This is a genomic window from Thalassotalea sp. G20_0, assembly GCF_017744175.1.
Classification (GTDB): domain Bacteria; phylum Pseudomonadota; class Gammaproteobacteria; order Pseudomonadales; family Endozoicomonadaceae; genus Endozoicomonas.
This window is the reverse complement of record NZ_JAGHQV010000002.1, coordinates 155,012-181,372: the sequence shown is the minus strand read 5'-3', so window position 1 is coordinate 181,372 and position 26,361 is coordinate 155,012. Positions and strand designations below refer to the sequence as shown.

The 26,361-nt window shown below is 47.5% G+C and carries 21 protein-coding genes and 1 pseudogene; 10 read left to right on the top strand and 12 right to left on the bottom strand.

The annotated features are described in order from the left end of the window. Window positions 1-83: 83 nt before the first annotated feature. Together J7438_RS01965 and J7438_RS01960 are read left to right on the top strand one after the other, a co-directional pair. On the top strand, window positions 84-1,262 hold the full coding sequence (locus J7438_RS01965; protein ID WP_209275216.1) for a pyridoxal-phosphate-dependent aminotransferase family protein: 1,179 nt from the start codon (window positions 84-86) through the stop codon (window positions 1,260-1,262). Window positions 1,263-1,437: 175 nt separating this feature from the next. Beyond that, window positions 1,438-2,943, top strand: coding sequence for a CoA-acylating methylmalonate-semialdehyde dehydrogenase (locus J7438_RS01960; protein ID WP_209275215.1), 1,506 nt, complete (start codon window positions 1,438-1,440; stop codon window positions 2,941-2,943). 83 nt (window positions 2,944-3,026) lie between these two features. Here the strand turns inward: J7438_RS01960 and J7438_RS01955 are convergent, their stop codons facing one another. Further along, window positions 3,027-3,299 (bottom strand): hypothetical protein, encoded by a 273-nt coding sequence (locus tag J7438_RS01955; protein WP_209275214.1) that lies wholly within the window; start codon window positions 3,297-3,299, stop codon window positions 3,027-3,029. A 215-nt stretch (window positions 3,300-3,514) separates the two neighbouring features. On the opposite strand from J7438_RS01955, the gene J7438_RS01950 reads away from it, so the two are divergent. Then, entirely contained in the window at window positions 3,515-4,654 is a 1,140-nt protein-coding gene (locus J7438_RS01950; RefSeq protein ID WP_209275213.1) for an RING finger protein, read from the top strand. 104 nt (window positions 4,655-4,758) lie between these two features. Continuing rightward, entirely contained in the window at window positions 4,759-6,519 is a 1,761-nt protein-coding gene (locus tag J7438_RS01945) for a mechanosensitive ion channel family protein (RefSeq protein WP_286196312.1), read from the top strand. Between the two features lie 122 nt (window positions 6,520-6,641). Here J7438_RS01945 and J7438_RS01940 read toward each other — a convergent pair whose 3' ends face one another. The 3 genes from J7438_RS01940 to J7438_RS01930 form a co-directional block, all read right to left on the bottom strand. Further along, window positions 6,642-7,382, bottom strand: a complete 741-nt coding sequence (locus J7438_RS01940; protein ID WP_209275212.1) for a UPF0149 family protein — start codon at window positions 7,380-7,382, stop codon at window positions 6,642-6,644. Between the two features lie 220 nt (window positions 7,383-7,602). Then, complete coding sequence (locus J7438_RS01935; protein WP_209275211.1) at window positions 7,603-8,667, bottom strand: C2H2-type zinc finger protein; 1,065 nt, start codon at window positions 8,665-8,667, stop codon at window positions 7,603-7,605. A 233-nt stretch (window positions 8,668-8,900) separates the two neighbouring features. Beyond that, a complete protein-coding gene (locus J7438_RS01930; RefSeq protein ID WP_209275210.1) occupies window positions 8,901-9,848 on the bottom strand; it encodes a C2H2-type zinc finger protein in 948 nt (315 codons plus the stop codon). Window positions 9,849-10,342: 494 nt separating this feature from the next. Here J7438_RS01930 and nrdD point away from each other — a divergent pair, with 494 nt between their 5' ends. The 3 genes from nrdD (at window position 10,343) to J7438_RS01915 (ending at window position 14,380) form a co-directional block, all read left to right on the top strand. Further along, on the top strand, window positions 10,343-12,475 hold the full coding sequence (gene nrdD / locus J7438_RS01925) for an anaerobic ribonucleoside-triphosphate reductase (protein WP_209275209.1): 2,133 nt from the start codon (window positions 10,343-10,345) through the stop codon (window positions 12,473-12,475). A 67-nt stretch (window positions 12,476-12,542) separates the two neighbouring features. Beyond that, complete coding sequence (gene nrdG / locus J7438_RS01920; protein WP_209275208.1) at window positions 12,543-13,028, top strand: anaerobic ribonucleoside-triphosphate reductase-activating protein; 486 nt, start codon at window positions 12,543-12,545, stop codon at window positions 13,026-13,028. Window positions 13,029-13,096: 68 nt separating this feature from the next. Then, a complete protein-coding gene (locus tag J7438_RS01915) occupies window positions 13,097-14,380 on the top strand; it encodes an Rcat domain-containing protein (protein ID WP_209275207.1) in 1,284 nt (427 codons plus the stop codon). Window positions 14,381-14,406: 26 nt separating this feature from the next. On the opposite strand, the pseudogene J7438_RS01910 reads toward J7438_RS01915, so the two are convergent. The 4 genes and pseudogenes from J7438_RS01910 to glyA all read right to left on the bottom strand — a co-directional run. Then, a pseudogene (locus J7438_RS01910) lies at window positions 14,407-14,691 on the bottom strand (LysE family translocator); the annotation flags it as partial. 127 nt (window positions 14,692-14,818) lie between these two features. Beyond that, on the bottom strand, window positions 14,819-15,502 hold the full coding sequence (locus J7438_RS01905) for a zinc metallopeptidase (protein ID WP_209201793.1): 684 nt from the start codon (window positions 15,500-15,502) through the stop codon (window positions 14,819-14,821). Continuing rightward, window positions 15,503-15,964 (bottom strand): transcriptional regulator NrdR, encoded by a 462-nt coding sequence (gene nrdR / locus J7438_RS01900; protein ID WP_101746570.1) that lies wholly within the window; start codon window positions 15,962-15,964, stop codon window positions 15,503-15,505. A gap of 262 nt (window positions 15,965-16,226) precedes the next feature. After that, entirely contained in the window at window positions 16,227-17,492 is a 1,266-nt protein-coding gene (gene glyA / locus J7438_RS01895) for a serine hydroxymethyltransferase (RefSeq protein WP_209201792.1), read from the bottom strand. A 357-nt stretch (window positions 17,493-17,849) separates the two neighbouring features. Between glyA and J7438_RS01890 the strand changes: the two genes are divergently transcribed. Next, window positions 17,850-18,836 (top strand): SET domain-containing protein, encoded by a 987-nt coding sequence (locus tag J7438_RS01890; RefSeq protein WP_209275206.1) that lies wholly within the window; start codon window positions 17,850-17,852, stop codon window positions 18,834-18,836. Window positions 18,837-19,054: 218 nt separating this feature from the next. Here J7438_RS01890 and J7438_RS01885 read toward each other — a convergent pair whose 3' ends face one another. Beyond that, a complete protein-coding gene (locus tag J7438_RS01885; protein WP_209275205.1) occupies window positions 19,055-20,473 on the bottom strand; it encodes an SET domain-containing protein in 1,419 nt (472 codons plus the stop codon). Here J7438_RS01885 and J7438_RS01880 point away from each other — a divergent pair. After that, a complete protein-coding gene (locus J7438_RS01880) occupies window positions 20,464-20,673 on the top strand; it encodes a hypothetical protein (protein WP_209275204.1) in 210 nt (69 codons plus the stop codon). The two genes, J7438_RS01885 and J7438_RS01880, sit on opposite strands and share 10 nt — an antisense overlap. Here J7438_RS01880 and J7438_RS01875 read toward each other — a convergent pair. Beyond that, entirely contained in the window at window positions 20,668-21,636 is a 969-nt protein-coding gene (locus J7438_RS01875; protein WP_209275203.1) for a hypothetical protein, read from the bottom strand. The two genes, J7438_RS01880 and J7438_RS01875, sit on opposite strands and share 6 nt — an antisense overlap. Before the next feature lie 309 nt (window positions 21,637-21,945). Here J7438_RS01875 and ettA point away from each other — a divergent pair, with 309 nt between their 5' ends. Beyond that, entirely contained in the window at window positions 21,946-23,613 is a 1,668-nt protein-coding gene (gene ettA, locus J7438_RS01870; RefSeq protein WP_209275251.1) for an energy-dependent translational throttle protein EttA, read from the top strand. Between the two features lie 78 nt (window positions 23,614-23,691). Here the strand turns inward: ettA and J7438_RS01865 are convergent, their stop codons facing one another. Then, window positions 23,692-24,855, bottom strand: coding sequence for an RING finger domain-containing protein (locus J7438_RS01865; RefSeq protein WP_209275202.1), 1,164 nt, complete (start codon window positions 24,853-24,855; stop codon window positions 23,692-23,694). A gap of 213 nt (window positions 24,856-25,068) precedes the next feature. Continuing rightward, window positions 25,069-26,247 carry an RING finger domain-containing protein gene (locus J7438_RS01860; protein WP_209275201.1) on the bottom strand — a complete coding sequence of 393 codons (1,179 nt, stop codon included), beginning with the start codon at window positions 26,245-26,247 and terminating at the stop codon, window positions 25,069-25,071. Window positions 26,248-26,361: the final 114 nt, after the last annotated feature.

The window sequence follows — 26,361 nt, the reverse complement described above, 5'->3', positions numbered from 1 at the left end:
TGCTGTCAGGCTTCCCCAGAATAATAGACTGGCACCCGCTCTACACGACAGCAGTGCCCATAAGTGGAGAATAACAGGCAGTTATGACTATCGCCCCTTTTCACCCCCCGAAACGTACCCTGATGGGCCCCGGCCCCTCGGATGTTCACCCCAGAATTACCGAAGCCCTGGCGCGACCCACTATTGGGCATCTGGACCCTGAGTTCATCCGGATGATGGATGAATTGAAGTCACTGATTCAATATGCCTTCAAGACCAGCAACCGGCTGACACTGCCCATTTCTGCACCCGGTTCGGCAGGAATGGAAGCCTGTTTTGCCAACCTGGTCGAAGAAGGCGACAAGGTCATCGTATGCATAAACGGCGTCTTTGGCGGCCGTATGAAAGAAAACGTCATACGCATGGGCGGTACCGCGATTACCGTCGATTCCGACTGGGGGCGTGCAGTGGATCCGAAAGCTGTGGAAGAAACACTGAACGCTCACCCCGATGCCAAAGTTCTGGCTTTTGTTCATGCCGAAACCTCTACCGGCGCACGTTCGGATGCAAAAACATTGTGTCAGCTGGCCAGAAAGCATAATTGCCTGACCATTGTCGACACCGTAACCTCGTTGGCCGGCTCAGAGCTGGAAGTTGATGATTGGGGAGTCGATGCCGTTTATTCCGGTTCCCAGAAGTGCCTGTCCTGTGTTCCCGGTTTATCACCGGTTAGCTTCAGCGAAGCCGCTGTGGAGAAAATTCAAGCCAGAAAAACACCGGTACGCAGCTGGTTTCTCGATATGAACCTGGTTATGGGCTATTGGGGGGGTGATGGCAAAAGAGCCTATCATCATACGGCACCCGTCAACCAATTATACGCCTTGCACGAAGCGCTCTGCCTGTTGCAGGAAGAGGGGCTGGACAACAGCTGGCAGCGGCACCAGCGGCATCATCAGGCACTGGTTGCCGGACTGGCCGCCATGGGACTGGAAATGCTGGTTCCTGAAGGGGAGCGACTGGCCCAGCTGAATGCCGTGGTCATACCGGAAGGTGTCGATGACCTTGCGGTTCGACAGCAGCTATTGGCGGAATATAACCTGGAGATTGGTGCAGGTCTCGGTGCATTTGCCGGCAAAGTGTGGCGAATCGGCCTGATGGGGTATGCTGCCAATCAAACCAATGTCTTGAACTGTCTCTCGGCACTGGAATCTGCGTTGCTGAGACAAGGCCACAGGTTCACACCCGGCGAAGCGGTAAAGGCCGCCATCTCTGTTTATCAATAGTTGTTTATCCATAGTAAGAAAGGCTCAAAGGGCACCTCCCTTTGAGCCTGCCATAAGATGTATTGGTATACCCATAGGGCTTGGAGTTGCTACGCGGCCGCAAGAGCGCGCATTAACGCCAAACCCTCTGGGAAGGGAAAAGCACGCTTAATCATAAAATAAGACAGGTAATCCCATGCCCAATAGAATCCCCCTGTTTATTGATGGCGAATTCATCGCCAGTGAAAGCTCACAGTTTATTCCTGTCACCAACCCTGCAACCCAGGAACTACTGGCGGAACTGCCCTTTGCCACCGAAGCCGAAATGGAAAAAGCCGTGGAAAGTGCCAAAGCGGCCTTTAAGCAGTGGCGGGATGTCCCAGTATCGGACCGTGCTCGTCTGATGATGCGCTATGTTGCCCTGCTTAAAGAAAACCATGATGCCCTTGCAGAACTGGTTTCCCTGGATACCGGCAAAACGTTTGCTGATGCCAGGGGCGATGTATGGCGTGGCATTGAAGTGGTCGAACAGGCGGCCAATATCCCTTCAGCCATGATGGGTGAAACCGTTGAGAATGTGGCCAGCAATATCGACACCTTCAGCTATACCCAGCCCCTGGGCGTTTGTGTTGGTATCAGCCCATTTAACTTTCCGGCCATGATTCCACTGTGGATGTACCCTCTGGCGATTGCCGCAGGCAATACATTTATTCTGAAGCCCTCAGAGCAGGTACCGCTCGCGGTGATGCGCCTGATTGAGCTGTTTGTGGCAGCGGGTGCTCCCAAGGGGGTACTGCAAGCCATTCACGGCGGTAAAGAGCAGGTAGACTACCTCCTGAATCACCCTGATACCAAAGCGGTGTCGTTTGTAGGCTCGGTACCTGTTGGTCAATACATCTACAAGACAGCTACCGCAAATATGAAGCGTGCACAGTGTATGGCGGGGGCGAAAAACCATATGGTGATCATGCCCGATGCCAACAAAGACCGGGTATTGAATGGTCTTGTTGGTGCATCCGTGGGGGCTGCCGGTCAACGCTGCATGGCCATCAGCGTGGCGGTGTTTGTCGGGGACAGTAAACACTGGATTGATGCGCTGAAAGACCAGCTATCCGTTGTTAAACCGGGTGCCTGGGACGACCCCAAAGCCGGCTACGGCCCGGTCATCTCCAAAACCGCCAAAAATCGTGTACTGGGGTTAATTGCCAAAGGCAGGGAAGAAGGAGCAACCTGCCTGCTGGACGGCAGTGACTGCACGGTTGCAGGACTTCCGGAAGGCAACTGGGTCGGGCCAACACTGTTTACCGATGTCACCACGGAGATGGCCATCTACCGGGAAGAGATTTTTGGCCCGGTGCTCTGCTGCATAACGGTGGATACACTGGCGGAAGCCATTGAGCTGATCAATGCCAACCCATACGGCAATGGCACATCAATCTTTACCAGCTCTGGTGCTGCTGCCCGTAAATACCAGCGTGACATTGAAGTGGGTCAGGTAGGCATTAATATTCCTATTCCTGTCCCCCTCCCCTTCTTCTCATTCACCGGCTGGAAAGGTTCGTTTATGGGTGACCTCCATGCCTATGGCAAGCAGGCGGTGCGTTTCTATACAGAAACGAAAACCGTGACCTCCCTCTGGAACTATGATGAAGAGGCGGTTAAACAAAGTGATCAGCCAAACCTGACAATCAATCTGAAATAACCATTCAAAGGCTGGCCTTTGTCAGCCTTATCCCATCCGGAGAAAAAGAATTTTTCTCAATTCTGGCAGTCTTTGCAGGGATTCTATTCGGATGACAACCTTTTCAAGGCATTTTTAGTGCATTGACTGCATTCTTGCTCATGCTTTTTAAGCCGTGCTGTAAAATCGTTTTGCTGGTCAGGAGATAATGTTATTTCTTTAAGCATGGACAACATGGCGCGAGGAAGTTTCACATGTCCAATCCCCCTATTCATATGCCTGACATTTAAGGCAACCCCGGAACTACCACTACCAGCATCATCAGGAAAATAGCTTCCTTGGGTTACACGACAATCAGCAGCAAAGTTAGTATTCATTTTGTAAAACCTTTTATTCCTGAATTCATGATTATTAATTTGCTTTGATTTTTCTGTTTTGATGTTTCTATTGGGAAAATAAATTACGAAGATACTATCTCATTTTCAAAGCTTAAATTATTATGTTTTGGCCAAAATGCAACATTTGAATATTTCTTTAAATTTGAACTTTCAGGATTAATCGCCGACGCCTGCAATCGATCAGGAGATTTTTTATGAATGTTTCGCAAATTTCACAACAACAAACATCATTGATTAATTTTATTTCCTCCACTACTGGCCAGCAAAAAGTACTCACATCCCTGGCCGGAACCGAAACCCTCAGAGCTATCCGGGCTGGTGCTCTAACGAGCCTGTCCTTTTATCAGTGTATTGTCTGCACAGATGTACACAGCAAGCCTTTGCAAACAAGGTGCTGTGAGGCAGTCCTGTGTGCCTCATGCTACAACCAGCTGACAACCCCGAAAGTGTGCCCAATGGACAGAAAACCGTTAACCAACACCCCAAGTGGCGATCTTAAACCGATGGGTAGAATAGTGAACAACCAGATAGAACGCCTGTTGGAACACTTTACAGATATCGAGGCAACCGGCACCGATACCAGCAAAAGCGAGAAGCAACAGGCTGCATTGGCAGCACTGGAAAGTCGGCCCGCCAGTGGCACAACAAGACATCAGCCCTCCCGTCCAGTGTCTTCCAGGGTAGACTTGAGCTCTGCGAGGGTAACTGGAACTATAATACCAATTTTTGGATATGGTGCTCTGCCAGATTTATTAGCCTCATCAGCAGGTACACGCCCATTGTCAAATAACAGCAATCCTCCAGATCCCTGTGCCTCCGTTTCGCAACCCCTTCATCAGATCCCGATCAGCCTTCCCGTGTCTGGCCACCCTGATCAAGTCCGGGAGTATCCGCTTAATCAGATTAAGGGTCTTGATATTTTTACCAGGCAAGGCGATATAGTGCTTACTGAACAACATCCACAGCACCAAAATACCGTGTCAGTTACGGCATTAACAAACCCGGAGATACTGGGTAACGGCTACCTTAAGATTGCCTCTCGCGGCATTGATAGTGATGTTACTGTCAAATTACCACAGGCGTTTGCTCAGCCTCTTAAAATCTTCAGCTTTAACGGGCATGTCACCACTGATAATGACTATCAGATCAAACATGGGGGATTAATCGCTTCGCAGGTGGGGAATATCCGTATCGCAGTTGATGGCACACGGGTAAAAGTTGAAACTATGGGGCCTAATTGTGAAGTGACTGTTGCCAACCATGACGAACCTCTCGGACAAAGAACCAGGCTATCCGTGAGAGCCTTGTGTGGCAAAATAAATGTAACCGACTGATCAGGCTTTGTACGCAGGACATAGAATCCCGTTCCCGTTCAAGCCTGAGAAACAATCAACACCTAAACCGGAACAGAAACTGATGTTCCTTTCGGAGACTTCCGATGTTCAGAAACCTTGTCTGGATATTACTGTTTTTTTCCTTCAACGCCTTTACAGACACCACCGGCAACATCGCTCCCCAGCCACCGTTACCAACGGAGCTTATTGATGCTCATGCTGCGGTAATAAAGGATATTAAAGCCACCGGCACGCGTGTGCTCCAAATGGAAGCCAGCTGGAAGACAACCACATCCGAAATGGGCCGCGACCTGATTCAGCAACAGATCGTCTCCGATATTCGCACGACCACTCAACGGGTAAATAATTTCCTGGACCAGGTTAAGGTCGTTAATACAACAGCAGCCGTACAACTGGGCGAGGAGGTGGTGAACGCAGAAAATCGCTTTTTTGAAGCCCGACTGACCCCCGCCTCATCCGACCTGCGTAAAATGTTTGAACAATACGAACAGGCTGAAACCGATAAACAATTGCTGGTGCTGTTCAATATCAATGATTTTTACGCCTATATCAACTGGCTACAGAGAGAAAGGCTGGACAACCTGAATTTACTGAAAAGCTGGCAGGTTGATACCACCGCATTACAGCAGAAGCTTGACCATGAGATCACTCGCTATGCCGAGTTTATGGCTACCTACCTGCGCAACAATAACCGTCAGAAAGAGCTGTTGCAGACCGAGCTTAAATCCCTTCCTGCTGATGCCCGCAGCTCTCTGGAAAGCAAAATTGCCGATCAGGATCGCCTGGTGCGCAGCGCGGTCGCTAACCTGAGGCAGATCGTGATGATGATGGAAGAACAGGGGCTGCCGGTGGATCATTACAATGAACTGATCTTCAAGGCAACCGGCAATCTGGCCGAAGCCGTGGTTAACTTTGATACGCTGCGTGCGGTAATTGTCGGGCTATGGGACGACCTGACGCACTGGTTCAAAGCCAATCTGGGCGGCATCCTCTCCCGCCTGTTCCTGTTTGCCGCCCTGATGGCGGCAGCGATAGTGTTAGCGCGCCTGGTTCGGCGGGGAATATCCCGTGCCGTCACCCATAAAAAAGCCCGTTTCAGTACACTGGTTCAGGAATTTTTTATCAATATTGGTGGTAACCTGGTGATCATCTTTGGCCTCCTGTTCGCCCTGGCACAGGTGGGTCTGGACCTGACACCGGTACTGACCGGTCTGGGGGTTGCCGGTATTGTCATCGGTTTTGCCCTGCAGGATACCCTGTCCAACTTCGCCTCCGGAATGATGATCCTGATCTACCGCCCTTTTGATGTGGGTGACTTTGTTGAGGCGGGCGGTGTTGCCGGTAAAGTCGGCAAGATGAGCCTGGTCAACACCACCATTCGCACCTTCGATAACCAGGTCTTTATGGTGCCTAATGCCAAGATCTGGGGAGAAACCATCAAAAACATCACCTCGGAACGAATCCGCCGGGTGGATATGGTCTTCGGGGTTGCCTACGGCGACAATGTTGAGCAGGTAGAAGGAATTCTCGAAGATATTGTCAACAGCCACCCGAAAATTCTGAAAACGCCAGAGCATATTATTCGTCTGCATGTTCTCAATGAGTCATCCGTGGATTTTGTCGTTCGTCCCTGGGTAAAAACAGACGACTACTGGGATGTATACTGGGATATTACCCGTGAAGTAAAAGTCCGGTTTGACCGGGAAGGCATAACCATTCCATTCCCGCAACGGGAACTGCACTTTTATAAAGCACCAGCCGAACTGCCGGGTGAGCGGGTAACCGTGCAACGATCAGATATCGGGCTGCGCACGGTGGGTGAAGGGGAAGACGGACGTACTTAAAAGACTTTTTTTGCACCACAAAGGACACAAAGGACACAAAGAAGAGCAACAGAAGGTAAGAGCGAAGCTCTTACCCTGAAAATGCCTTTACTTTGTGTCCTGGTGGTTAAAATTTCTTTCTTTTAACCCTTTTCACAGCACTTTTTGTGCTTTTTGCCGCTGCCACATGGGCACGGGTCATTGCGGCCAACTTTGGTCACCTTTACCGGAGCGGGCTTTTCCAGGGACTTTTGCCAGATCTCGCGAATATCGTGACACATCACCGCCATTTCCCGGGCAACCGCTGGCATTGCCTGCAGCATCTTATTCACATCCGGGCCATCTTTCTTTTTGGCTTTTTCCAGCAGGCTGTCTGCACGACTCCAGACGTTCAGCAGCACCATGCAGCTGGACCAGGACTCTTCCATAGGCTGAACCCCGGGATGCTTCAGTACCTGGGTCCAGACGTCCATCAGCAATTGACAACCCTGCCCATAACCTGTCGCCCATTCCTGCAGGCGGGAAAATTCTGAACAATGAACATCTTCAGCCCGGCACTCTTCCGGCAGTACCTCAAAACCACCTGTGATGGTCTTTCTGGTTTTATCCAGCAGGTTAAACAGGATATGGCGGATATCATCTTCCTGCTGTGGGGATTCAAACTCTGGTGTTTTGGTCGCCAGCGCCAAGGTCATCCAACGATCCGGCGGAACATTAACCGGTGAGTTGGCAACGGCAAACATCAGGCCTTTGATGGCTGTCAGCGTCATAACCTGACCGCTTTTCCCGCCAGGGCGTGATGCCAGATAGGCAGATAATACGGTTTCCTGCTGCTGATCAAACTCGTCATTGGCCAAGGATGCTTTTCCAGAACTAGCGCTCAATTCAATCTCCTCTCTCCACTAAGGGACAGATACAAAAAAAGGCGCAAATCATCGCATCATCAACAGAGTCCATCAATATCCCTGCCACAAAGATACCGTAAATTTTATAATTGTTTTCATAAACGACTAATTAACCTGTTTGCTCTTTCCGGGGCGGCCAGTAAAACAATGATATTACCCCTCACGGATAACCGACAGTTCTCCGTAATTTTTGACCGATCTAACGGGGCTCCCGGATAAGCAAAGCAGGTTTTACCGCTTGCCTGCCCAGAGGGCTGCGACCAGTATTTCCTGATGGTTTCGTTGATGACAGTTGAGCCTGTTTATGCAAATGGCGTTTAGTTTTCTGGTGCTTTATTAGATAAGCTTTAAGTGCAAAGCTCTTTTCGCACACCTCACACTTAAAGGCCTTCTTACTGGTACGTATGATATGTGTTCTTTTATGTTTTAACAGGCCATTGGCGAGTCTGAAGCTCTTATCGCAAATTTTGCACTTATAGGGTCTCTCGCCGGTGTGTTTGCGGGTATGTATTCTCAGGCTAGTGGCAATCCTGAAGCTCATTTCGCACACCTCACACTTATAGGGCTTCTCGCCGGTATGTATGCGGATATGTTTTTTCAGGTCACTGCTTTGGGTAAAGCTCTTGTCACAAGTATCGCACTTATAGGGCCTCTCGCCATTATGGCTGCGGGCATGTACTTTCAGGTTACTGGATCGATCGAAGCTCTTTTTGCATACCTCACACTTAAAGGGCTTTTTGCCATTGTGTATACGGATGTGTTTTGCCAGATTCACCTTTCGCTCAAAGCGCTTCTCACATTTATTACACTGAAAAGGCTTTATGACAGTGCGCAAGACCTTTGTTGAATTTTCTATCTGAGCACCCGGTTCCTTCATTTTAATTTCTGTGAAAATATCACCATTTCCGGATTTATCACAATTTTCGAGGTGCGAAGATAGTGGACGTTTATTTCCTTCGCTATCAGCGGAAGTAGGGCAAAGATCATCAGGCCCAGGAAATAGTGAAGGAATCTCCTTTATTTTTGGCCAAATGGGCGAATCAAAAACACCATTTCTTGCGATTATTTCAGGAATATTGCCAGAATCAGAATCAGAATCAGAATCAGAATCAGAATCAGAATCAGCCGACCCAATTACTTGAACTTTTTTTCCATAAAAAATCCCATTTTCCATTTCAATTTCTTTTTTATCACATTTTGTTGTTTCAGTGAGCCAGTCAAAAGTCCCAGGGGGAAAAAAAAGGTAATTAGAAAATAGATCCATTTTTTGCACTTTATTACTAAATTGTTTTCGTTATATTCCTTTTAGACCACATTTCTAAGAAAAAATTCCTTCATTCCAAACTTTTTAATTTGTCACAACCAGGTATAAGGACTTGCCAGGAGCCTGTTTGCTCTTTGCAGGGCGGCCAGTAAAACAATGATATATACGATTTCATATGGTTAGCTACTTACCGTTTGCCTGTCCAGAGGACAGCGACCAGTATTTCCTGATGGTCAGGTTGATGACAGTTCAGCCAGTTTCTGCAAATGGCGTTTAGTTTTCTGGTGCCGTGTTAGTTGATTTTTTAATGCAAAGCATATTTCGCACACCTCACACTTAAAGGGCTTCTCACTGGAGTGGAGGCGGCGGGTGTGGCCAATCAGGCCACTTTTTTGGATATAGCTTTTATCGCATAACTCACACTTATAGGGCCTCTCGCCGGTATGGGTGCGGGTATGCTTTTTCAGGCTATTGGCTTCACGGAAACTCTCTTTGCACACCTCACACTTAAAGGGCCTCTCGCCAGTATGGATGCGGATATGATTTTTCAGTTCACATCTTTGGACAAAGCGCCTGTCGCAGAACTCACACTTAAAGGGTTTCTCGCCAGTATGGACGCGGAGGGTGTGTATTGTCAGGCCATTGAAATACCTGAAGCTCTTTTCGCATACATTACACTTAAAGGGCTTTACGCCAGTGTGTATACGGATGTGTGCTTCCAGAGTCTGCTTTCGATTAAAGCTCTTTTCGCATACATTACACTGAAAAGACTTCTTGACAGTGTGCAAGACCTTTGTTGAATTTTCTATCTGAGCATCCGGCTCATTCATTTTTATTTCTATGGAAATATCACCATTACCAGATTTATTACAATTTTCGTGGTTCGAGAATAGTGGACGTTTATTTCCTTCGATATTTGCAGACGTAGAGTCAATATTATCTAATTCAGGAAATAATGGTGGAATCTCCTCCATTATTAGCGGGCAAATGGACGAATCAGAAACAGCATTTCGTTCGATCATTTCAGTAACATAGCCAGAAACAGCCGATTCAGTTGCTTTAACTTTTTTATTATAAAAAAACCCATTATTTATTCTGATCTCTTTTGTATCACATGTTGTTTCAGTGAGCCAATCAAAAGTATCAGGGGAAAAAAACAGGTAATCAGAAAATGGATTCATTTTTTGCACTTTATTACTAAATTATTTTCATTAGATTCAGAATTTGACCACTTTCCCAAGAAAAAATTCCTTCATTCCAAAATTTTTTAACATTTTATTCAATACCGATTCTGAACCAGGAAAGCTTTGCCGAATGGCGATGAAGTGCGCTTTCCATGCTGCAACTGTTTTGCACAGTCGCCGTCATTTTCCTCTTGATATGAAAATATTTCGGCATATACCTGCAAAATGCTATTTCCAGTAGACCCATCGTGTTTAACCACACAGTATGCAAGGCTTTCCCTGTCAGTAACTCCTGACTTTCGAATGAAAACCGTGCTTTCCCCAGCAGATTTACGTTTTGTCAATATTGCAGAATCAAACAGTTTAGTAGATCATAGTCGCCGCAAAACACCACATCATATAGTGCCAACCAGGCACACATACCACTACCTGTAGATATTCCACCCGAAAAGGCGCAATATCTCATTACTTTATTTGTCCGGAGACCCACCATGACTGAGATCATCAAACGCGATGGCTCACGCCAGCCTTTTGATGCACCACGCATCGTAAAAGCCGTTGCCAGCGCCCTCAATGATGCTCAGATCAAAGACCATGACTTTGCTGAGTACGTTGCGAAAAAAGTAGCCAGCACCGTGGAAGGTCTGGAACTGGTGGATATCTATGATATTCAGGATCAGGTAGAGCACCTGATGATGAGTAGCGAATACCATAACGCTGCCCGCAAATACATTGAGTATCGTCAGACCCGGGATATTGAACGTGAGTCGCGTAATGCCCTGAGCCGGGACATTCTGAGCATTATCAACCAGGATAATGAAGAGCTGCTCAACGAAAACGCCAACAAAGACAGTAAAATTATCCCCACCCAACGGGACCTTCTGGCCGGTGTTGTCGCCAGGCACTATGCCAGGCAGCATATTCTGCCAAAGCACATTACCGCTGCCCATGACCGTGGTGAAATCCATTACCATGACCTGGACTACGCGCCCTTCTTCCCGATGTTCAACTGCATGTTGATCGACATTGAAGGGATGATGACCAACGGTTTCCGCATGGGTAATGCGGAAATTGAAACGCCCAAATCAATCACTACCGCAGCGGCCATCACAGCCCAGATCATTGCCCAGGTTTCCAGCCATATCTATGGCGGTACCAGCATCAATGAGATTGACCGTATTCACGCACCTTACGTACGCAAAACCTTTGAAAAGCACCTGCTGCAAGGCATGCGCTGGATCCGTGATGAAGAAAAAGCCCGTGAATACGCCATGGAAATGACCGAAAAGGATTGCTACGACGCCTACCAGGCACTGGAGTATGAGGTAAATACCCTGCACACCGCCAATGGTCAGACGCCGTTTGTCACCTTTGGCTTTGGTCTGGGTACCAGTTGGGAAGAGCGCTTGGTGCAGCAGTCCATTCTGAAAAACCGGATTCGTGGTCTGGGCAGAAACTGCAAGACACCGGTCTTTCCAAAGCTGGTCTTTGCCATCAAAAAAGGTGTGAACTTCAGCCCTGAAGATCCGAACTACGATATCAAGCAACTGGCACTGGAGTGTGCCAGCAAGCGGATGTACCCGGACATTCTCAACTATGACAAGCTGGTTGAAGTGACCGGCAGCTTTAAAACACCCATGGGCTGTCGTTCATTCCTGGGTGTTTATGAAGAAGACGGCAAGATGATTCACGATGGCCGTAATAACCTGGGGGTCGTCTCTCTCAACCTGCCCCGCATAGCGATTGAAAGCAAAGGCAGTGAAGAGACCTTCTACCAACTGCTGGAACAGCGTCTGCAGCTGGCGAAAGAAGCCCTGATGACCCGTATACAACGTCTGGATAGTGTCCGTGCACGGGTAGCGCCGATTCTCTATGTGGAAGGTGCCTGCGGTGTTCGCCTGAAGCCCGATGACAAGATCAGCGATATTTTCAAAAATGGTCGCGCCTCCATCTCGCTTGGCTACATCGGTATCCATGAGACGATCATTGCCCTCTATGGTGGCCAAAATGGTTCTGGTGATCTTTACGACAGTGAAGGGCTGCGCCAGAAAGCCGTTGCCATTGTTGAAACGATGCGTGCAGCGGTGAATAAGTGGAAACAGGAAACCGGCTACGGTTTCAGCCTCTACTCAACCCCAAGCGAAAGCCTGTGTGACCGTTTCTGCCGCCTGGACAAAAAGAAATTTGGTGTTATTGAAGGCGTGACTGAAAAAGGCTACTACACCAACTCTTTCCATCTGGATGTGGAAAAGAAGGTCAACCCATACGACAAGGTCGACTTTGAACAGGTATACCCCAAACACGCCAGCGGTGGCTTCATCTGCTACGGTGAGTACCCGAACATGGTCAACAACCTGAAGGCACTGGAAAACGTTTGGGACTATACCTACGACAAGGTCCCATACTACGGCACCAATACACCCAATGACTCCTGCTACAGCTGTGATTATGAAGGTGAGTTCAACGCCACCAGCCGTGGTTTTGAATGCCCACAGTGCAAAAACCGCGACTCTGACAGGATGTCCGTAACCCGTCGTGTTTGTGGTTACCTGGGCCAACCCAACAGCCGACCGTTTATTAAAGGTAAGCAGGAAGAAGTGGTTCGTCGGGTGAAGCACCTCTGATACGGCTGCTTATTCCCACGCTCTGCGTGGGAATAAGCACCACAGGTACCATGGAAACGCAAAGAGCATGAACTATCTCCAGTACTATCCAATCGATGTGGTCAATGGTGAAGGCACCCGCTGCACCCTGTTTGTCAGTGGCTGTGAACACCACTGCAAAGGCTGCCATAACGCCACCACCTGGGATGCCCGCAAGGGAACCGCTTTTGACCAGGCCATGGAAGACCGGATTATTGCCGACCTGGGTGATTCCCGCATCAAGCGCGATGGGCTGTCGCTGTCCGGCGGAGACCCTCTGTTTCCCGGCAATCTATCCGGCATGCTGAAGCTGGTTCAGCGGGTAAAAGCCGAATATCCGCAGAAAAATATCTGGCTCTGGACTGGCTACACGCTGGAAGAACTCAGCCAGGCTCAACAGGACGTTGTGCAATACATTGATGTGCTGATTGATGGACGCTTTGAACTGGATAAGAGAGATCTGTCACTGCCCTGGCGGGGCAGCAGCAATCAAAGAATAATTAATATCAATATTACTCCGAGACAGATTACTTAAAAAAAAATGGAACTTTGGGATCAAAATTTAGTCTGATGAGGGCAAATCAAGAATTGAAAGAACTAAATATGATTCCCAATTCCACTTTAAACATCGCTTCTAACAATATTGGACAATCTGATGAAGGCTCGAATACTGATGCCCTGGCTTCATGGCTGGATCGTACTTTACAGTCCGTTTTAGAGGCTGATCCCAACATACCCAGAACTATAACTTATGAAGTGAGAGCAACTGATGGTACCTACCTGCGCGGAACCCGCCATTTATTAAATCCTGTTGCTCCCATTCCAGAATCTACTGCTGCACAGAGCCCGGAACCTGTTCTACGACAAGAAACGTCGGATGCAAGTGAGACTCAACCACCCACCGATGCAAAATGCTCTGTCTGCCTGAGTGATTTTCAAAATGCACCAGAAGCAGCATTTATTTCCGGATGTGAAACACCAACGTGGATTCACTCTGACTGCCTGTCACAGCACACTCAATATCGAATCGCAGACCCCATAACAAATGATGAAATAAATGGGGTTGGCATAGCTTGCCCAACTTGCGATTCATCCAGGCAACACTCCATACCCGTTAAAAAGCTTGCTCCACAGATCTCATCCCCGGATTGTTTGCGGATCCTGCAAGATTTCCACCTGGAATCACAATTCCGGATTTTTGCCCGGGATCCGTTCTCCCCCTTGCTGGATCCTGTAGTGTTCAAAAATGCTACATGCCCAGGCTGCCAGCAGCAGCATTTTGTCAATCTGAGAGATCCTGAACAAGTTATAATCAGATGCTCCGCACGAATTACCAGACGCATTACCAGCCGCATTATTGAAAGCGCACCTTGTGATCGCAGGTTTTGCGCCAGCTGTGAAGAAACGCCTCATTTCGATATGAGTTGTGATGAAGCAAAAGCCATGCGACCGGCACAGCAGCTTGCTGATTTGAATGCAAAACTGGAGGTTTACAGGATGGCCAAAGCGGATGACAGTAGATTCAGGCCATGCCCAAAATGTGATAACCTCATTGAGAGACCGGAAGGCTGTAATCACATTCGACGGTCAGGCGCGCATGCAAATGAGAATATACCCGCAGATGCCAGCTTTTGTGACCATGACATTTGCTTTGAGTGCCTTAAAGATTGGAATGAAGCATATTATTTCCGAAAAATACGCATATTTGGAGTAGACGACCATGATTTTATTCATTGCAATGATACCAGCAATCGTCAACGTCTTTACAACAAAAAAATTGCTGATTTAAAAAAAGAAATTCGAACCTTGGGAAAGGAGGAGTCCACAACATTCTTCCAAAGATTAACTAAATTCTTCTCTGGCAACAGACTCTCCGCTGGCAATTGATTTATTCAGCCAAACCACCTCCAGATTCAACCAAACGCCAGCCAGATACCGACCCCCATCATCAGAGAACCGGCTATCCGGTTCATCATCCGAACATTACCGCTTTTCTGCAGAAAATGTCGCAGCGTTCTGCCACCGGCTGCGTATATATTCAGGCAGATAAATTCAATAACCAGAATAATGGCCACCAGAATAATCAGCTGTGGAGTCAGCGGCTGATCTGCTGAAATAAAGGGTGGTAGCAATGAGATAAAGAATGCCCATCCTTTGGGATTCGCTACCGCAGTGAAAAACCCCTGAACCATAAGCTCTCTGATACCGGTCTCTTTTGGTGGCAGACACAAAGAAAAACGTAGGAACAAAAAGAACCAACAGGGATAAACTGACCATATTTAACTCAATTCCAAAGGCATCCATTTGCCCAACTACTTATTATCGTTATCGCCTTAAAATAGCTATCCATCGTCCGATATTCAGCAAGCTTGCCAGTGCCGCAGCAACATAGGTCATTGCCGCGGCTTTCAGGACCTTTCTGGCCCCCGGTAGATCGTCTCTGGCAAGATACCCTTCCTCCAGAATCGGCAGGGCCTTGTTAAAACTGGCATCCATCTCAATGGGCAGGTTCATCAATTGCACCCAGAGTGAGGCAACCATCCCGGAAGCACCCAATAGCAAAGTGATCAGAGTACTCTGGGGAAGCCGGGTGAATAAGAAGATAAAAGGTGTCACCATCAGGGCCATAACGCTGAACCGCTCAATCATCATGGCCATTTTTACCCGCTTCTGCCGACGCATAAACCCGGGGTGCTGCTCCTGATGCTGCAAGGCATGGCTGACTTCATGGGCAGCAACGGCAACAGCAGCGATGGTCTTCCCCCGATAGTGCCATGAGGAGAGCGAAACCACCCGGTTTTCCGGATCATAATAATCCTCCCCATCCTGACCTTCACGAACGGATACACCATCCAATTGGAATCGTTCAATCAGGTGCTGTGCCAGCTCGCCGCCGGTGCCCTGAAGATCCGGTCGGTCTTTGCCATATTTACGGAACGTGTGCCTGACCCAGAACTGAGGCCCGAAAACCAGGATCAGAATCGCCAGCAGTAACAGAATCAGAGGCATTTAATCCCGATCCTCAGTCTCCAGTCGGTCGATCTCTTCCCGAAACTCATTCAGATCCTTGAAATGACGATAGACGGAAGCAAAACGGATATAGGCCACTTCATCCAGCTGCTTTAATTCGCGCATAACCTCTTCACCCAGAATCCGGGAACTGACTTCCCGTTCACCCATGGCCCGCAGGCGATGAGTAATGCGGCTTACCGCTTCTTCAAGCTGCTCAACGCCTACCGGCCTTTTTTCCAGGGCACGGGACATGCCCGCCCGCAGCTTGTCTTCATTAAAGGGTTCACGGGTACCATCCCGTTTTACCAGCCTTGGCATTAGCAGTTCTGCTGTTTCATAACTGGTGAAACGTTCAATGCAGGACAGGCATTCGCGACGCCTGCGCACCTGGCTGCCTTCTGCAACCAGACGCGAGTCGATCACTTTTGTTTCAGCAGCACCACAGAATGGACAATGCATTGAGCAAGTTAATCCTTGAGTTTTTGAGGGGATCAGGGGACACCATTTGCTATATGTCCCAAAGCAATGATAACCAGCTGCGGTTTTATTACAAGTTCCCGGTTTCTACCCGTATATCAGAACCCGAAGCAGTTTCAGCGACTGAAGCACTCAACGGAGAAAGCCGCTTTTTAACCTCAGGACCTCTATTGCGATCTATAAAAAAAGCCGCTGAACTTGCACTCATTCAAGGCACAGCGGCTTTCTGTTACCACCCAAACTGTTACTTGTAAACCGGAAGACGAGAACAGATTTCCAGCACTTTGGCTTTCACTTCGGCTTCCACCTGTGCATCACCGGAACCATCGCCCAGGGCGTCCAGGACATCGCAGATCCAGCCAGCCAGAGCGGCAGAGTCTTCTTCATTAAAGCCGCGACGGGTAATAGCCGGAGTACCGATACGAAGGCCACTGGTTACGAAAGGTGAACGAGGGTCATTAGGCACCGCGTTCTTGTTCACCGTGATATTGGCACGACCAAGGGCTGCCTCGGCATCTTTACCGGTGTATTCCTTACCGATCAGATCCATCAGGAACAGGTGGTCATCGGTCCCACCGGAAACGATATTGATACCCCGCTCCATCATCACCCGGGTCATGGCCCGGGCATTCTCGACCACCTGGGCCTGATAAGTCTTGAACTCATCGGACATCGCTTCTTTGAAGCAGACAGCCTTGGCAGCAATCACATGGCACAGAGGACCGCCCTGGGATTCAGGGAAGACGGCAAAATTCAGTTTCTTGTTCAGCTCTTCATCTTCAGCGGCCAGAATCAAACCACCGCGCGGTCCACCCAGGGTTTTGTGAGTGGTGGTGGTGACCACATCAGCAATACCCACTGGCGAAGGATAAACGCCCGCAGCCACCAGCCCGGCAACATGAGCCATGTCAACCAGGAAGTAAGCACCGACCTTATCGGCAATATCCCGAAAACGCTGCCAGTCAACAATTCTGGAGTAGGCAGAAAAGCCACCAATAATAAGTTTGGGTTTATGCTCCAGGGCAAGGCGCTCAACTTCTTCGTAATCCAACTCACCGGTATCAGGTGTAATACCGTACTGCACTGCATTATAGATTCGGCCGGAGGAGCTGACGCTGGCACCGTGGGTAAGGTGGCCACCATGGGCCAGGCTCATGCCAAGAATCGTATCACCGGGCTTCAGCAGCGCCATGAATACCGCCGAGTTAGCCTGGGAACCCGAGTGCGGCTGAACGTTGGCGTAGCCTGCGCCAAACAGCGCCTTGGCACGATCAATGGCCAGCTGCTCAACCACATCAACGTGCTCGCAGCCGCCGTAGTAACGTTTGCCGGGATAGCCTTCAGCGTATTTGTTGGTCAGCGCACTGCCCTGAGCTTCCATAACTCTTGGACTGGCATAGTTCTCGGAAGCGATCAGCTCGATATGCTCTTCCTGACGCAGGGTTTCCGCATCAATAGCCGCCTTCAGCTCCGGATCAAATTCAGCGATGGTCATGTCCTTTGTGAACATTCATTACCTCGGTTGCCTGTTAACAGCCTCCAAGAGGCTGTGAAATGCCTGGATATTGGTGGTGAGACGCTATTCTAATACAGCCCGCAGGAAATCGGCAGTAAAAACCACTCAATGTCCATGATGAATACCCTGTTTAACGCCTCTTTTACGCAAAGACAGGCTCAAAGGATTTTTGGCTCAGGAATGGCTTAGACTCCGTACATTCGCCCCGCTCCCGGAACTGTGTCTGAGCAACAACGTTCCCCCCCTGACAGATAATCCAGCGAAATAATAAAAAATGCTGACAAACAGTTTTGAACCAGCAGTTAACTTCTCTGTCGAATAGATCCAACTTTTCAAAAAACACGCCACAACATGATACCAGCAATCTGTTCACCCAAAAGGACTGAACCACCCGTTGAAACCCCTGCACTTCACCGTTTTGGCATTGATCCCGGAGCCAGAAAGCACTGCTTCAACCGGTCAGTTGCTGAAGAGCCTCCTCATGAAAAATTGATGCGTGATGAGATTCTGGATGATTTACAAACCATCCGGAGCGTCAGATCAATTACTACTGTCAATGCGACAGAACTCACGTTATTTCAAAATAAAGAGACGATTACCAGAATACAAAAGCTGAGAGACATGACCAGTCTTGCCTTACTGCGGTTACAAGAAACAGAAAACACGCAGGAGGCTGCATTTACTGCTCCGGAGTCACCTGTCTCGTTGCTTTCCCATGAAGCCGGGTCCGCTGATGGTTCCGACCACGGCAATCACCGCAGACTCAGGGCACAGATCCAGGCCAGCAGTAAAGGCGTCGTCCACGGCACCGGCGTTGTAGCCAAAACGCAGTTTAAAAAAGGTGAATTCATCTCTCTGTATCATGGCCCACTGATATACCGCATAAGAAGTCGAAAGTCGGGCCAGCGGCAAAAATTCAATGTATTCAAACTGGAACAGGGCAAAAAAGGGCCTGTTCCGCGATTTATGGAGAAAGATACTTTTGCTGCCTGGTCTGGTATTTTTCTCAAGTATTCCGGAACGCCCGGCATTGAGATTGGTCGTGATGCTGTCGGCCCCATTCGATATCTGAACCACTCCAAAAATGCCAATGTAAAAGTCACCTCGCCCCGGGTAGTGAGAAGATTGCCAGTTAATGAATGCGAGCAGGTTCTGTTAAGGGTTAATGCCCTGAAAGACATTGCCCGCGGAGAAGAACTGCTATTCGATTACGATCCGGACCTTGAAGAGTCAGAGATTGACTTTACGCTATCAACAGTAGAAAAACCCGGGAAAAATAGGGCTATAGCCCTTCATAATGCCGTCAGGAAAATTCATCAAAAAACAATAGCAAGCTGAATGTGTGGTACTGGCAACAGTTCTTAGGTTGGACATTAAGCTTAAAGCTTATCCCTCCACTTTCATCAGGTTTCGGAGGAACCACGAAGGGCACAAAGAAGAGCTATTCTTTTCCTTCGTGCTCTTCGTGTCCTTTGTGGTTCCATCTTTAACTTGCCGAAGATAGGAGTAGGCGCTTAATGTGTACCCTAAGGGCAACGGTTTATTTATAGCACCAATTAACCAAGTTTATTCCACTTAAAGGAATCGAGATATTCTTTTAATTGAGCAACATCAAACCAGGTTTGTTTACCGTTAAAGATTGTACCTGCTAAATATTTCTTCAGATCGTCAATATTTTTCATTGTTAACTTATCCATATCATTGCTTAGTTCAATTTTTAATGAAGACAAATAAGAAGCGATATCTTCCAAAATTGACGGGTTATTAGAAAAAATTATTTTCAGTAGTTCTTTATTTTTGTTATTCAGACCTGCTTTCAGTTGATTAAGGCTTACTGGATGATGTGATTTACCACGAATAGCCTTAATTTTATCCATGATTTTGCCAATTTCAATATCAAGAGATTCTGGCAGGTCAACTTCTTTTTCCATTGTTTTTGCCGGTCTTTTCTTTCCACCTTGCAAACATTTTTTATTCAGGGATTTAACTCTTTGGATTATGTTATTTCTTTGATTTTTGGTTACCTGATCTACTGTCGAAATGCTGAAGTCTATTTCAGAGTCAGCCTGGTTTTTATCATAATCAAATACCAGCTCTTCTCCCTTCTTAATATCTCTCAGGGCCACAACTGTCAGCTGAAGAGTATCCCGGTCACCCCACGCTAACGAGTTCACACCTGCACTGCGGATCAATACATTGGGTTGCTTGGAGTGATTCAGGAATCGGATATCATGTTCACAGTCACGGCCAAGCTCAATGCCAGGTACGCCAGATCTGGCAATAAAAACGTTCGACCATGCTACATAGGTGTCGTTTTCCAGGATATTAACACCAGCAGTGTCATCATTGTCCGAGCCCTTGATGGTAAAGACAAAATATTTGCCATTTTTTTTCTGATTAAGGATTCTGAACACCAATGGTCCATCGTAAGGGCATATAACCTGATCCGCTTTGAGATTTCGGTTAGCAATGACACCGGTACCATGTACAACACCTTCTGTTGACCTTATGCACGGGGGAGGGAGATCTGTGCCCGGGGATGTTGGCGTCATTGCCCTTTCTGAAACAGGAGAGTCCGGGAAATACACCACCTCTTGACCATTAACAACCGTGATCCCGGCACCCTGATTTAAACGTTGAATTTGTTCGTCAACCGTATTTCTGAGAGTTAACAGTTGGTTTGTCACTCCTGAATAATCTCCCCCGGGAACTAACTCGATAGATCTGGCGCGTAAAAGAACCATTAAATAACGAAACACAGCTTCCATATCACCAAGGCAATGATTGCAGCTGGGTGGCCGGGAATTAACGGAAGGCAGAGTGCAATTATTAATTGCTACATTTCTTTCAACCTGGTCGAATCGCATTTTTTTTGCCGGGGCAGGGGTACTTTCTGTTGAATCAGATTGTACCTCTCTTGAGTAAAATGGTCCATTTGTCGGCGTTTGGCCAAACCCGATTCCAGATGGAAGCATTGATTTTATCCTTACATGGTTTTATTGGTATTCCACTTTTTCTGACCATAAAAACAACTTTTAGTTCAAAAAATATCGCTATTATTCTTTTTGATTTTTATCCTCAATTTTCTGCCGTCCTCGCTCCGGGGTTGCCGGGAGCCTCTCGGACAGCCTCCCGGAGCATCAAAGAACAAGCGAGAGCAGGAGCACGTTTATGAAATATCCGGGCTATCTTTTAACACCAGGTTTTGGCCTGAATTTTTTTCCATAAAGGACAAAAATTGGTGTTTATCCGGGTATGCGGACAAGATAAATACCATGCGTTGACATGATTTCCCACTGGATTTTATGTCACTAGCTGTGCCTATTGAAAAGACGTTTTCTGTAATAAGGCAGCCGTTTTCTGGATAGGGATATTGTTTAACTGTTTCAGCAATGTGTTTTTCTGTAGAAAATAACATGGAAGATATCTGGGGAAAATAATTCGAAAATGTAGAAAACAACATAGAAGATATCTGGGGGAAATAATTCCAAAAATACGTTTCTGGTACTTTTTCAGCAAAGAGCAGGTCTCCACCAGAGTATTTACCGCCCTCCTGCTTGCATGGCGAAATGACTGATGCCATGGTTAAAGGGGCCCAGCCAGTACTCCAGGGAAGATTCACTATTTCAGCGTTGTCTGAATTGAGCGTGTATCTTACTATTCTGGCACTCATAGGAACTGACTGACCGGACCAGTTGCCTAGAGTTGCCATTTTTTCCAGGTTGGAGCAAACGAAATTAGCCATTGATTCAGTGACATTATTTTTAGCTAGCCTGGTTCTCACCTCACCTTCGTCAGCTAATTTACAAGATTTGTCAAATTTGACAATGGGTGCTTTTAATACACGTCCCGAATTAACTGAACCCCCGAACAGATCCATATATTGGCAATGATTAGGGGAAAGGCCATGGATTGGGTGGAAAATCTTTTCATTTGGGCCATGAGTTTCATTAATACTTCTTAAGTCTTTTGTGTCCTGGTATACCTGACGCACTAAATTTTTCTCATAACAGCCTTCAAGTCTGGTAATAAATCGACCCTTAAAATTGCCTTCCATTTGGCCAGTGGCATTGTTCAAGTCTTCGCGCAGTTTGATATTAAATTGTGAAGTAATATCTGCAGAAGGTCCCATTAACATAAGCAAATCCTCATTCAAAAATTAAAGTGCCCAACCTATGGAGGTTGGTATGGTAGTAGAAACATATTAATTTTTTGACATTGGCAGTTATGAAAAAGTTCCATGCTGATTTCAACGGCGTTTTCCACCATTTTCGCGGGGTGGGTCCAGAGGAATTTTTCAGAGCAGGGATAAAATTTCTGTAATCACAAAAGCATCACAAAAGTGCCTCCCAATACCGCTTCTTCAAATCCCGAATACTCTCAAACATTGTTTTACCATTCTTTGTTGTATTGTATTATTCAGTTCAATTTATCACGGATAAACATGATGTCTCAGTTCGTTTACACCATGAATCGGGTGAGCAAAATCGTTCCCCCGAAACGTCAGATCCTAAAAGATATTTCTCTCTCCTTTTTCCCGGGTGCCAAAATAGGTGTTCTGGGCCTGAACGGTGCGGGCAAGTCCACCCTGCTGCGGATTATGGCCGGTGTGGATAAAGAGTTTGATGGTGAAGCCCGCCCTCAGCCCAACCTGAACGTCGGCTATCTGCCCCAGGAGCCTGTGCTGGATCCGGCCAAAACCGTCCGTGAAGTGGTTGAAGAAGCACTGGGCGAAGTTAAGGCGGCGCAACAGCGTCTGGATGAAGTTTATGCCGCCTACGCTGATCCGGATGCCGACTTTGATGCCCTGGCCACAGAACAGGCCCGTCTGGAAAACATTATTCAGGCCGCCGATGCTCACAATCTGGAGCGCAAGCTGGAAGTGGCAGCAGACGCCCTGCGTCTGCCTGAGTGGGATGCAAAAATTGAACACCTCTCGGGTGGTGAGCGTCGCCGTGTGGCTCTCTGCCGCCTGCTGCTCTCCAGCCCTGAAATGCTGCTGCTGGACGAGCCCACCAACCATCTGGATGCAGAATCCGTTGCCTGGCTGGAACGCTTCCTGGTTGAATACCCCGGAACCGTTGTTGCCATCACCCACGACCGTTACTTCCTGGACAATGCCGCTGGCTGGATTCTGGAACTGGACCGTGGTGAAGGTATTCCTTACCAGGGCAACTACAGCGCCTGGCTGGAACAGAAAGAGCAACGTCTGGAACAGGAACAGAAGCAACAGGATGCCCGTCGCAAAGCCATGGAGCACGAACTTGAGTGGGTTCGCTCCAATGCCAAGGGCCGTCAGTCCAAATCCAAAGCCCGTCTGGCCCGCTTTGAAGAGATGCAGTCCCAGGACTTCCAGAGCCGTAACGAAACCAATGAAATCTACATTCCACCCGGTCCACGCCTGGGTGACAAGGTGATTGAAGTCAACAACCTGAGCAAAGGGTTCGGTGACCGCCTGCTGATTGACGACCTGAGCTTCAGCATTCCCAAAGGGGCCATTGTCGGCATTATCGGCGGTAACGGTGCCGGTAAGTCCACCCTGTTCAAAATGATCACCGGGCAGGAGCAGCCGGATTCCGGAATCGTTGAGCTGGGAGACACCGTTAAAATCTCCAACGTTCAGCAGCTTCGTGATGAGCTGGATGACAGCAAAACCGTCTGGGAAGCCATTTCTGATGGCCAGGACATTCTGCGCATCAATAACTATGAAGTGCCATCCCGTGCTTATATTGGCCGCTTCAACTTCAAGGGTGGCGATCAGCAGAAGCGTGTCGGTGAACTCTCCGGTGGAGAGCGGGGCCGTCTCCAGCTGGCGGCCACATTAAAAGACGGTGGTAATGTGCTGCTGCTGGACGAACCTTCCAACGACCTGGACGTTGAAACCCTGCGAGCCCTGGAAGAAGCCCTGCTGGCATTCCCCGGCTGTGCCATGGTGATCTCCCACGACCGCTGGTTCCTGGACCGTGTTGCTACTCATATTCTGGCCTACGAAGGGGACTCCAAAGTGACCTTCTTTGAAGGTAACTACACCGAGTACGAAGCTGACCGCCTGGACCGCCTGGGTGCAGAAGCGGCTGGTCCGCACCGTATTAAGTACAAACGTATTGATGCCTGACTATATCTGCTACTGATGCGTCCGATCACCAAGGATAATTCGAGGTGATCGGGTGTTACCCGGTTAAGCTTCTTCAGATCAGAATAAGAAACTATCGGTATCAAACTTCCCAGAGGGAATGTCTAACGTGCTGTCACTAACAGGGCATTGTGAGCTGGATATCAAACATTCTAAGTCTATAGTTTCACTCCGCCTATTGGAGTAAAAACCGTCAACAGAATCAACCGGCCTGCTCTCGAAAAGATTTTCAGAAGGGGTTGTATCGAATAACTTCTTATATTCAAAACCCTTTTCTTCCAGCGCCTTTTTCAATCTATCCCAGCTAAAGGATTTTGTCGATGGATCGAATACGGTGCGAAGAGGGATGGAATTATTTAAGTCATTGATAAAAATAGCGTTCTGTTTCCATAAATCATAACGACAGATCCAGAGATCTGTTTTGCTGTCAAAAATAGCTGGATACGTGTTTTTCAGGCTGAGAAATAATAAATCGGTTCGAAGGTCTTCCAGAAGATTTGTGAAAGCAGCTTCTGGAGTTGTCGCATTGTCAATAGCTGCAGACGTATAGCCCAAATCAACCTTGGGCTCCTTGGGGTTGAACTGCACAGAAATGATAATCATTGGTTGAGGGTGAAACTGGATGAATTCGTCTGTGTAGCAACATTTTTCATCATAAAACACATCAGCGATTGTGTACTGTTTTTGGGCAAATGACTCAAGGAGCCATGCAATAATTTGGGTATGGTTGTTCTTCAGAAAGTCTTTTGCCTCTTGATGTGGGAAAGTTACCAGGGGATAAGGGCAGAAAGCTTTCGTGCCGGAGCTGATCGAGGCATTGGTTCCTACGACGGTACAAAGGTTTTCAGTGCATTCCAGTGGCAAACTCTCACTTAATAATGTGCTGTTATCGTAGACTTTAATCGTTGAAGGACTGACAACACCCTTACACTCAGGACAGGGCTGCTGATACTTTAATAGCTTATTAGTGCATTCTGAGTGGTACACATGGAAGCATGATAACAAAGATAATGGCTTGATTTCAGTATTGGTGAAAGTTTCCAGGCAAAGAGCGCACTGACCTTGTAGAGCAGCTTCTACTCGCCGGGATGACTGTGTAGCTTGAAGCTGGTGCCCCATAAAGTTTGCATTACTGGTATTAGATGGAAACGTTGATTCAGATGTATGGACTGTAGGGTCAGGGATAACGTATTCAGACTGTGTCCCAGTGTTGGTGTCAATCAAGTTGCATCTCCACTTTTCCTGAAGTTAATTTCATCTTTTGGACTATTTTCACAATGAAAAGTTCCTGACCGGACTTACAGGAGGTTTCGTTCAAATGGTCACTGCCCACTTAGCCAGAAATATACAATTCCATTTGGCCAACTACTTATTTGCTGCTAATAAACCTGAGTTATTTCGAGGTGATCGGGTGTTACCCGGTTAAGCTTCTTCAGATCAGAATAAGAAACTATCGGTATCAAAATCCCCAGAGGGAATTTCCAACGTACTTTCACTAGCAGGGTATTGAGAGCCGGGCGTGCTACATTCTGCGTCTACGGTTCCCCTCCGGCTGCGAAAACCATCAACAGAATCAACTCCCCGGCTCTGAAAGGATCTCATCCGGGAAAATTGATTACGCTCGAAAAATTTTTCAGAAGGGATTGTTTCGAATAATTTCTTATATTCAAAACCCTTTTTTTCCAGCTCCTGTTTCAATCTGTCCCAGCTAAAAGATTTAGTCGATGGATCGAATATGTTGCGAAGAGGGACGGAGTTATTTATGTCATTGATAAAAAAAGCGTTATGTGTCCATAAATCATAACGGTAGATGTATAAGTCTGTGTTGCGGTCAAAAATGGCTGGATGTGTGTTTCTCAGGCTGAGAATTAATAAATCGGTTCGAATGTCTTCCACAAGATTTGTGAAAGCAGATTCTGCCGTTTTTGCTTTATTAATATCTGCAGACGAATAGTACAATCCTTTCATGGGCTCGTTGGGGTTGTGCTGCACAGAAAGCGTAATCGCTGGTTTCTGGTGAATGTGTTCGAATTCTGTTCCGTAATATTTTTCGTAATAACGCACATTAGCGGTTGTGTAGTGTTTTTGAGCAAATGACTCAAGGAGCCATTCAATAATTTGGGTATGGTTGTTTTCCAGAAAATTTTCTGCCTCTTGATGTGGGAAAGTTGCAAGAGGATAAGGACAGAGAGCTTGCGTGCCGGAGCTGATCGAGGCATTGGCACCTACGACAAGACAAAGGTCTTTAGTGCATTCCAGTGGCAAATTCTCTCTTAATAATGTGCTGTTTTGGTAAATTTTAATTTTTGAAGGACTGGCAAGAGCCCTGCAGTCAGGACAGGACTGTTGATTTAATGCTTGAGCATAACATTCTGAGTGGTACACATGGAAACATGGCAACAAGGATAATTGCTTGATTTCAGTATTGGTGAAAGTTTCCAGGCAAAGAGCGCACTTACCTTGTAGAGCAGCTTCTACTCGCCGGGTTGACTGTGTAGCTTGAAGCTGGTGCCCCTTAAAGTTTGCATTATTAGCGGGAGACGTTGACTCAGATGTAGAGGCGGCAGATTCAGGGATAACGTATTTGGGCTGTAAACCACTGCTGGTGTTAATCAAATTGTATCTCCACTTTTCCTGAAGTTAATTTCATTTTTCGACTAATTTCACAGTGAAAAGTTCATAACTGGGCTTACCGGTGAAACTGGATGGGCATGACAAGGTCTTTGCGAA

Bases quoted from the DNA above. Each gene is read 5' to 3' on its own strand.
- J7438_RS01965 (WP_209275216.1), top strand. From the start codon at position 84: ATGACTATCGCCCCTTTTCACCCCCCGAAACGTACCCTGATGGGCCCC.
- nrdR (WP_101746570.1), bottom strand. From the start codon at position 15,964: ATGCATTGTCCATTCTGTGGTGCTGCTGAAACAAAAGTGATCGACTCG.
- J7438_RS01875 (WP_209275203.1), bottom strand. From the start codon at position 21,636: ATGTTAATGGGACCTTCTGCAGATATTACTTCACAATTTAATATCAAA.
- J7438_RS01930 (WP_209275210.1), bottom strand. From the start codon at position 9,848: ATGAATCCATTTTCTGATTACCTGTTTTTTTCCCCTGATACTTTTGAT.
- J7438_RS01950 (WP_209275213.1), top strand. From the start codon at position 3,515: ATGAATGTTTCGCAAATTTCACAACAACAAACATCATTGATTAATTTT.
- J7438_RS01935 (WP_209275211.1), bottom strand. From the start codon at position 8,667: ATGGATCTATTTTCTAATTACCTTTTTTTTCCCCCTGGGACTTTTGAC.
- J7438_RS01960 (WP_209275215.1), top strand. From the start codon at position 1,438: ATGCCCAATAGAATCCCCCTGTTTATTGATGGCGAATTCATCGCCAGT.
- J7438_RS01890 (WP_209275206.1), top strand. From the start codon at position 17,850: ATGATACCAGCAATCTGTTCACCCAAAAGGACTGAACCACCCGTTGAA.
- nrdG (WP_209275208.1), top strand. From the start codon at position 12,543: ATGAACTATCTCCAGTACTATCCAATCGATGTGGTCAATGGTGAAGGC.
- J7438_RS01905 (WP_209201793.1), bottom strand. From the start codon at position 15,502: ATGCCTCTGATTCTGTTACTGCTGGCGATTCTGATCCTGGTTTTCGGG.
- J7438_RS01880 (WP_209275204.1), top strand. From the start codon at position 20,464: ATGGAAGCATTGATTTTATCCTTACATGGTTTTATTGGTATTCCACTT.
- glyA (WP_209201792.1), bottom strand. From the start codon at position 17,492: ATGTTCACAAAGGACATGACCATCGCTGAATTTGATCCGGAGCTGAAG.
- J7438_RS01885 (WP_209275205.1), bottom strand. From the start codon at position 20,473: ATGCTTCCATCTGGAATCGGGTTTGGCCAAACGCCGACAAATGGACCA.
- ettA (WP_209275251.1), top strand. From the start codon at position 21,946: ATGTCTCAGTTCGTTTACACCATGAATCGGGTGAGCAAAATCGTTCCC.
- J7438_RS01915 (WP_209275207.1), top strand. From the start codon at position 13,097: ATGATTCCCAATTCCACTTTAAACATCGCTTCTAACAATATTGGACAA.
- nrdD (WP_209275209.1), top strand. From the start codon at position 10,343: ATGACTGAGATCATCAAACGCGATGGCTCACGCCAGCCTTTTGATGCA.
- J7438_RS01945 (WP_286196312.1), top strand. From the start codon at position 4,759: ATGTTCAGAAACCTTGTCTGGATATTACTGTTTTTTTCCTTCAACGCC.
- J7438_RS01955 (WP_209275214.1), bottom strand. From the start codon at position 3,299: ATGAATACTAACTTTGCTGCTGATTGTCGTGTAACCCAAGGAAGCTAT.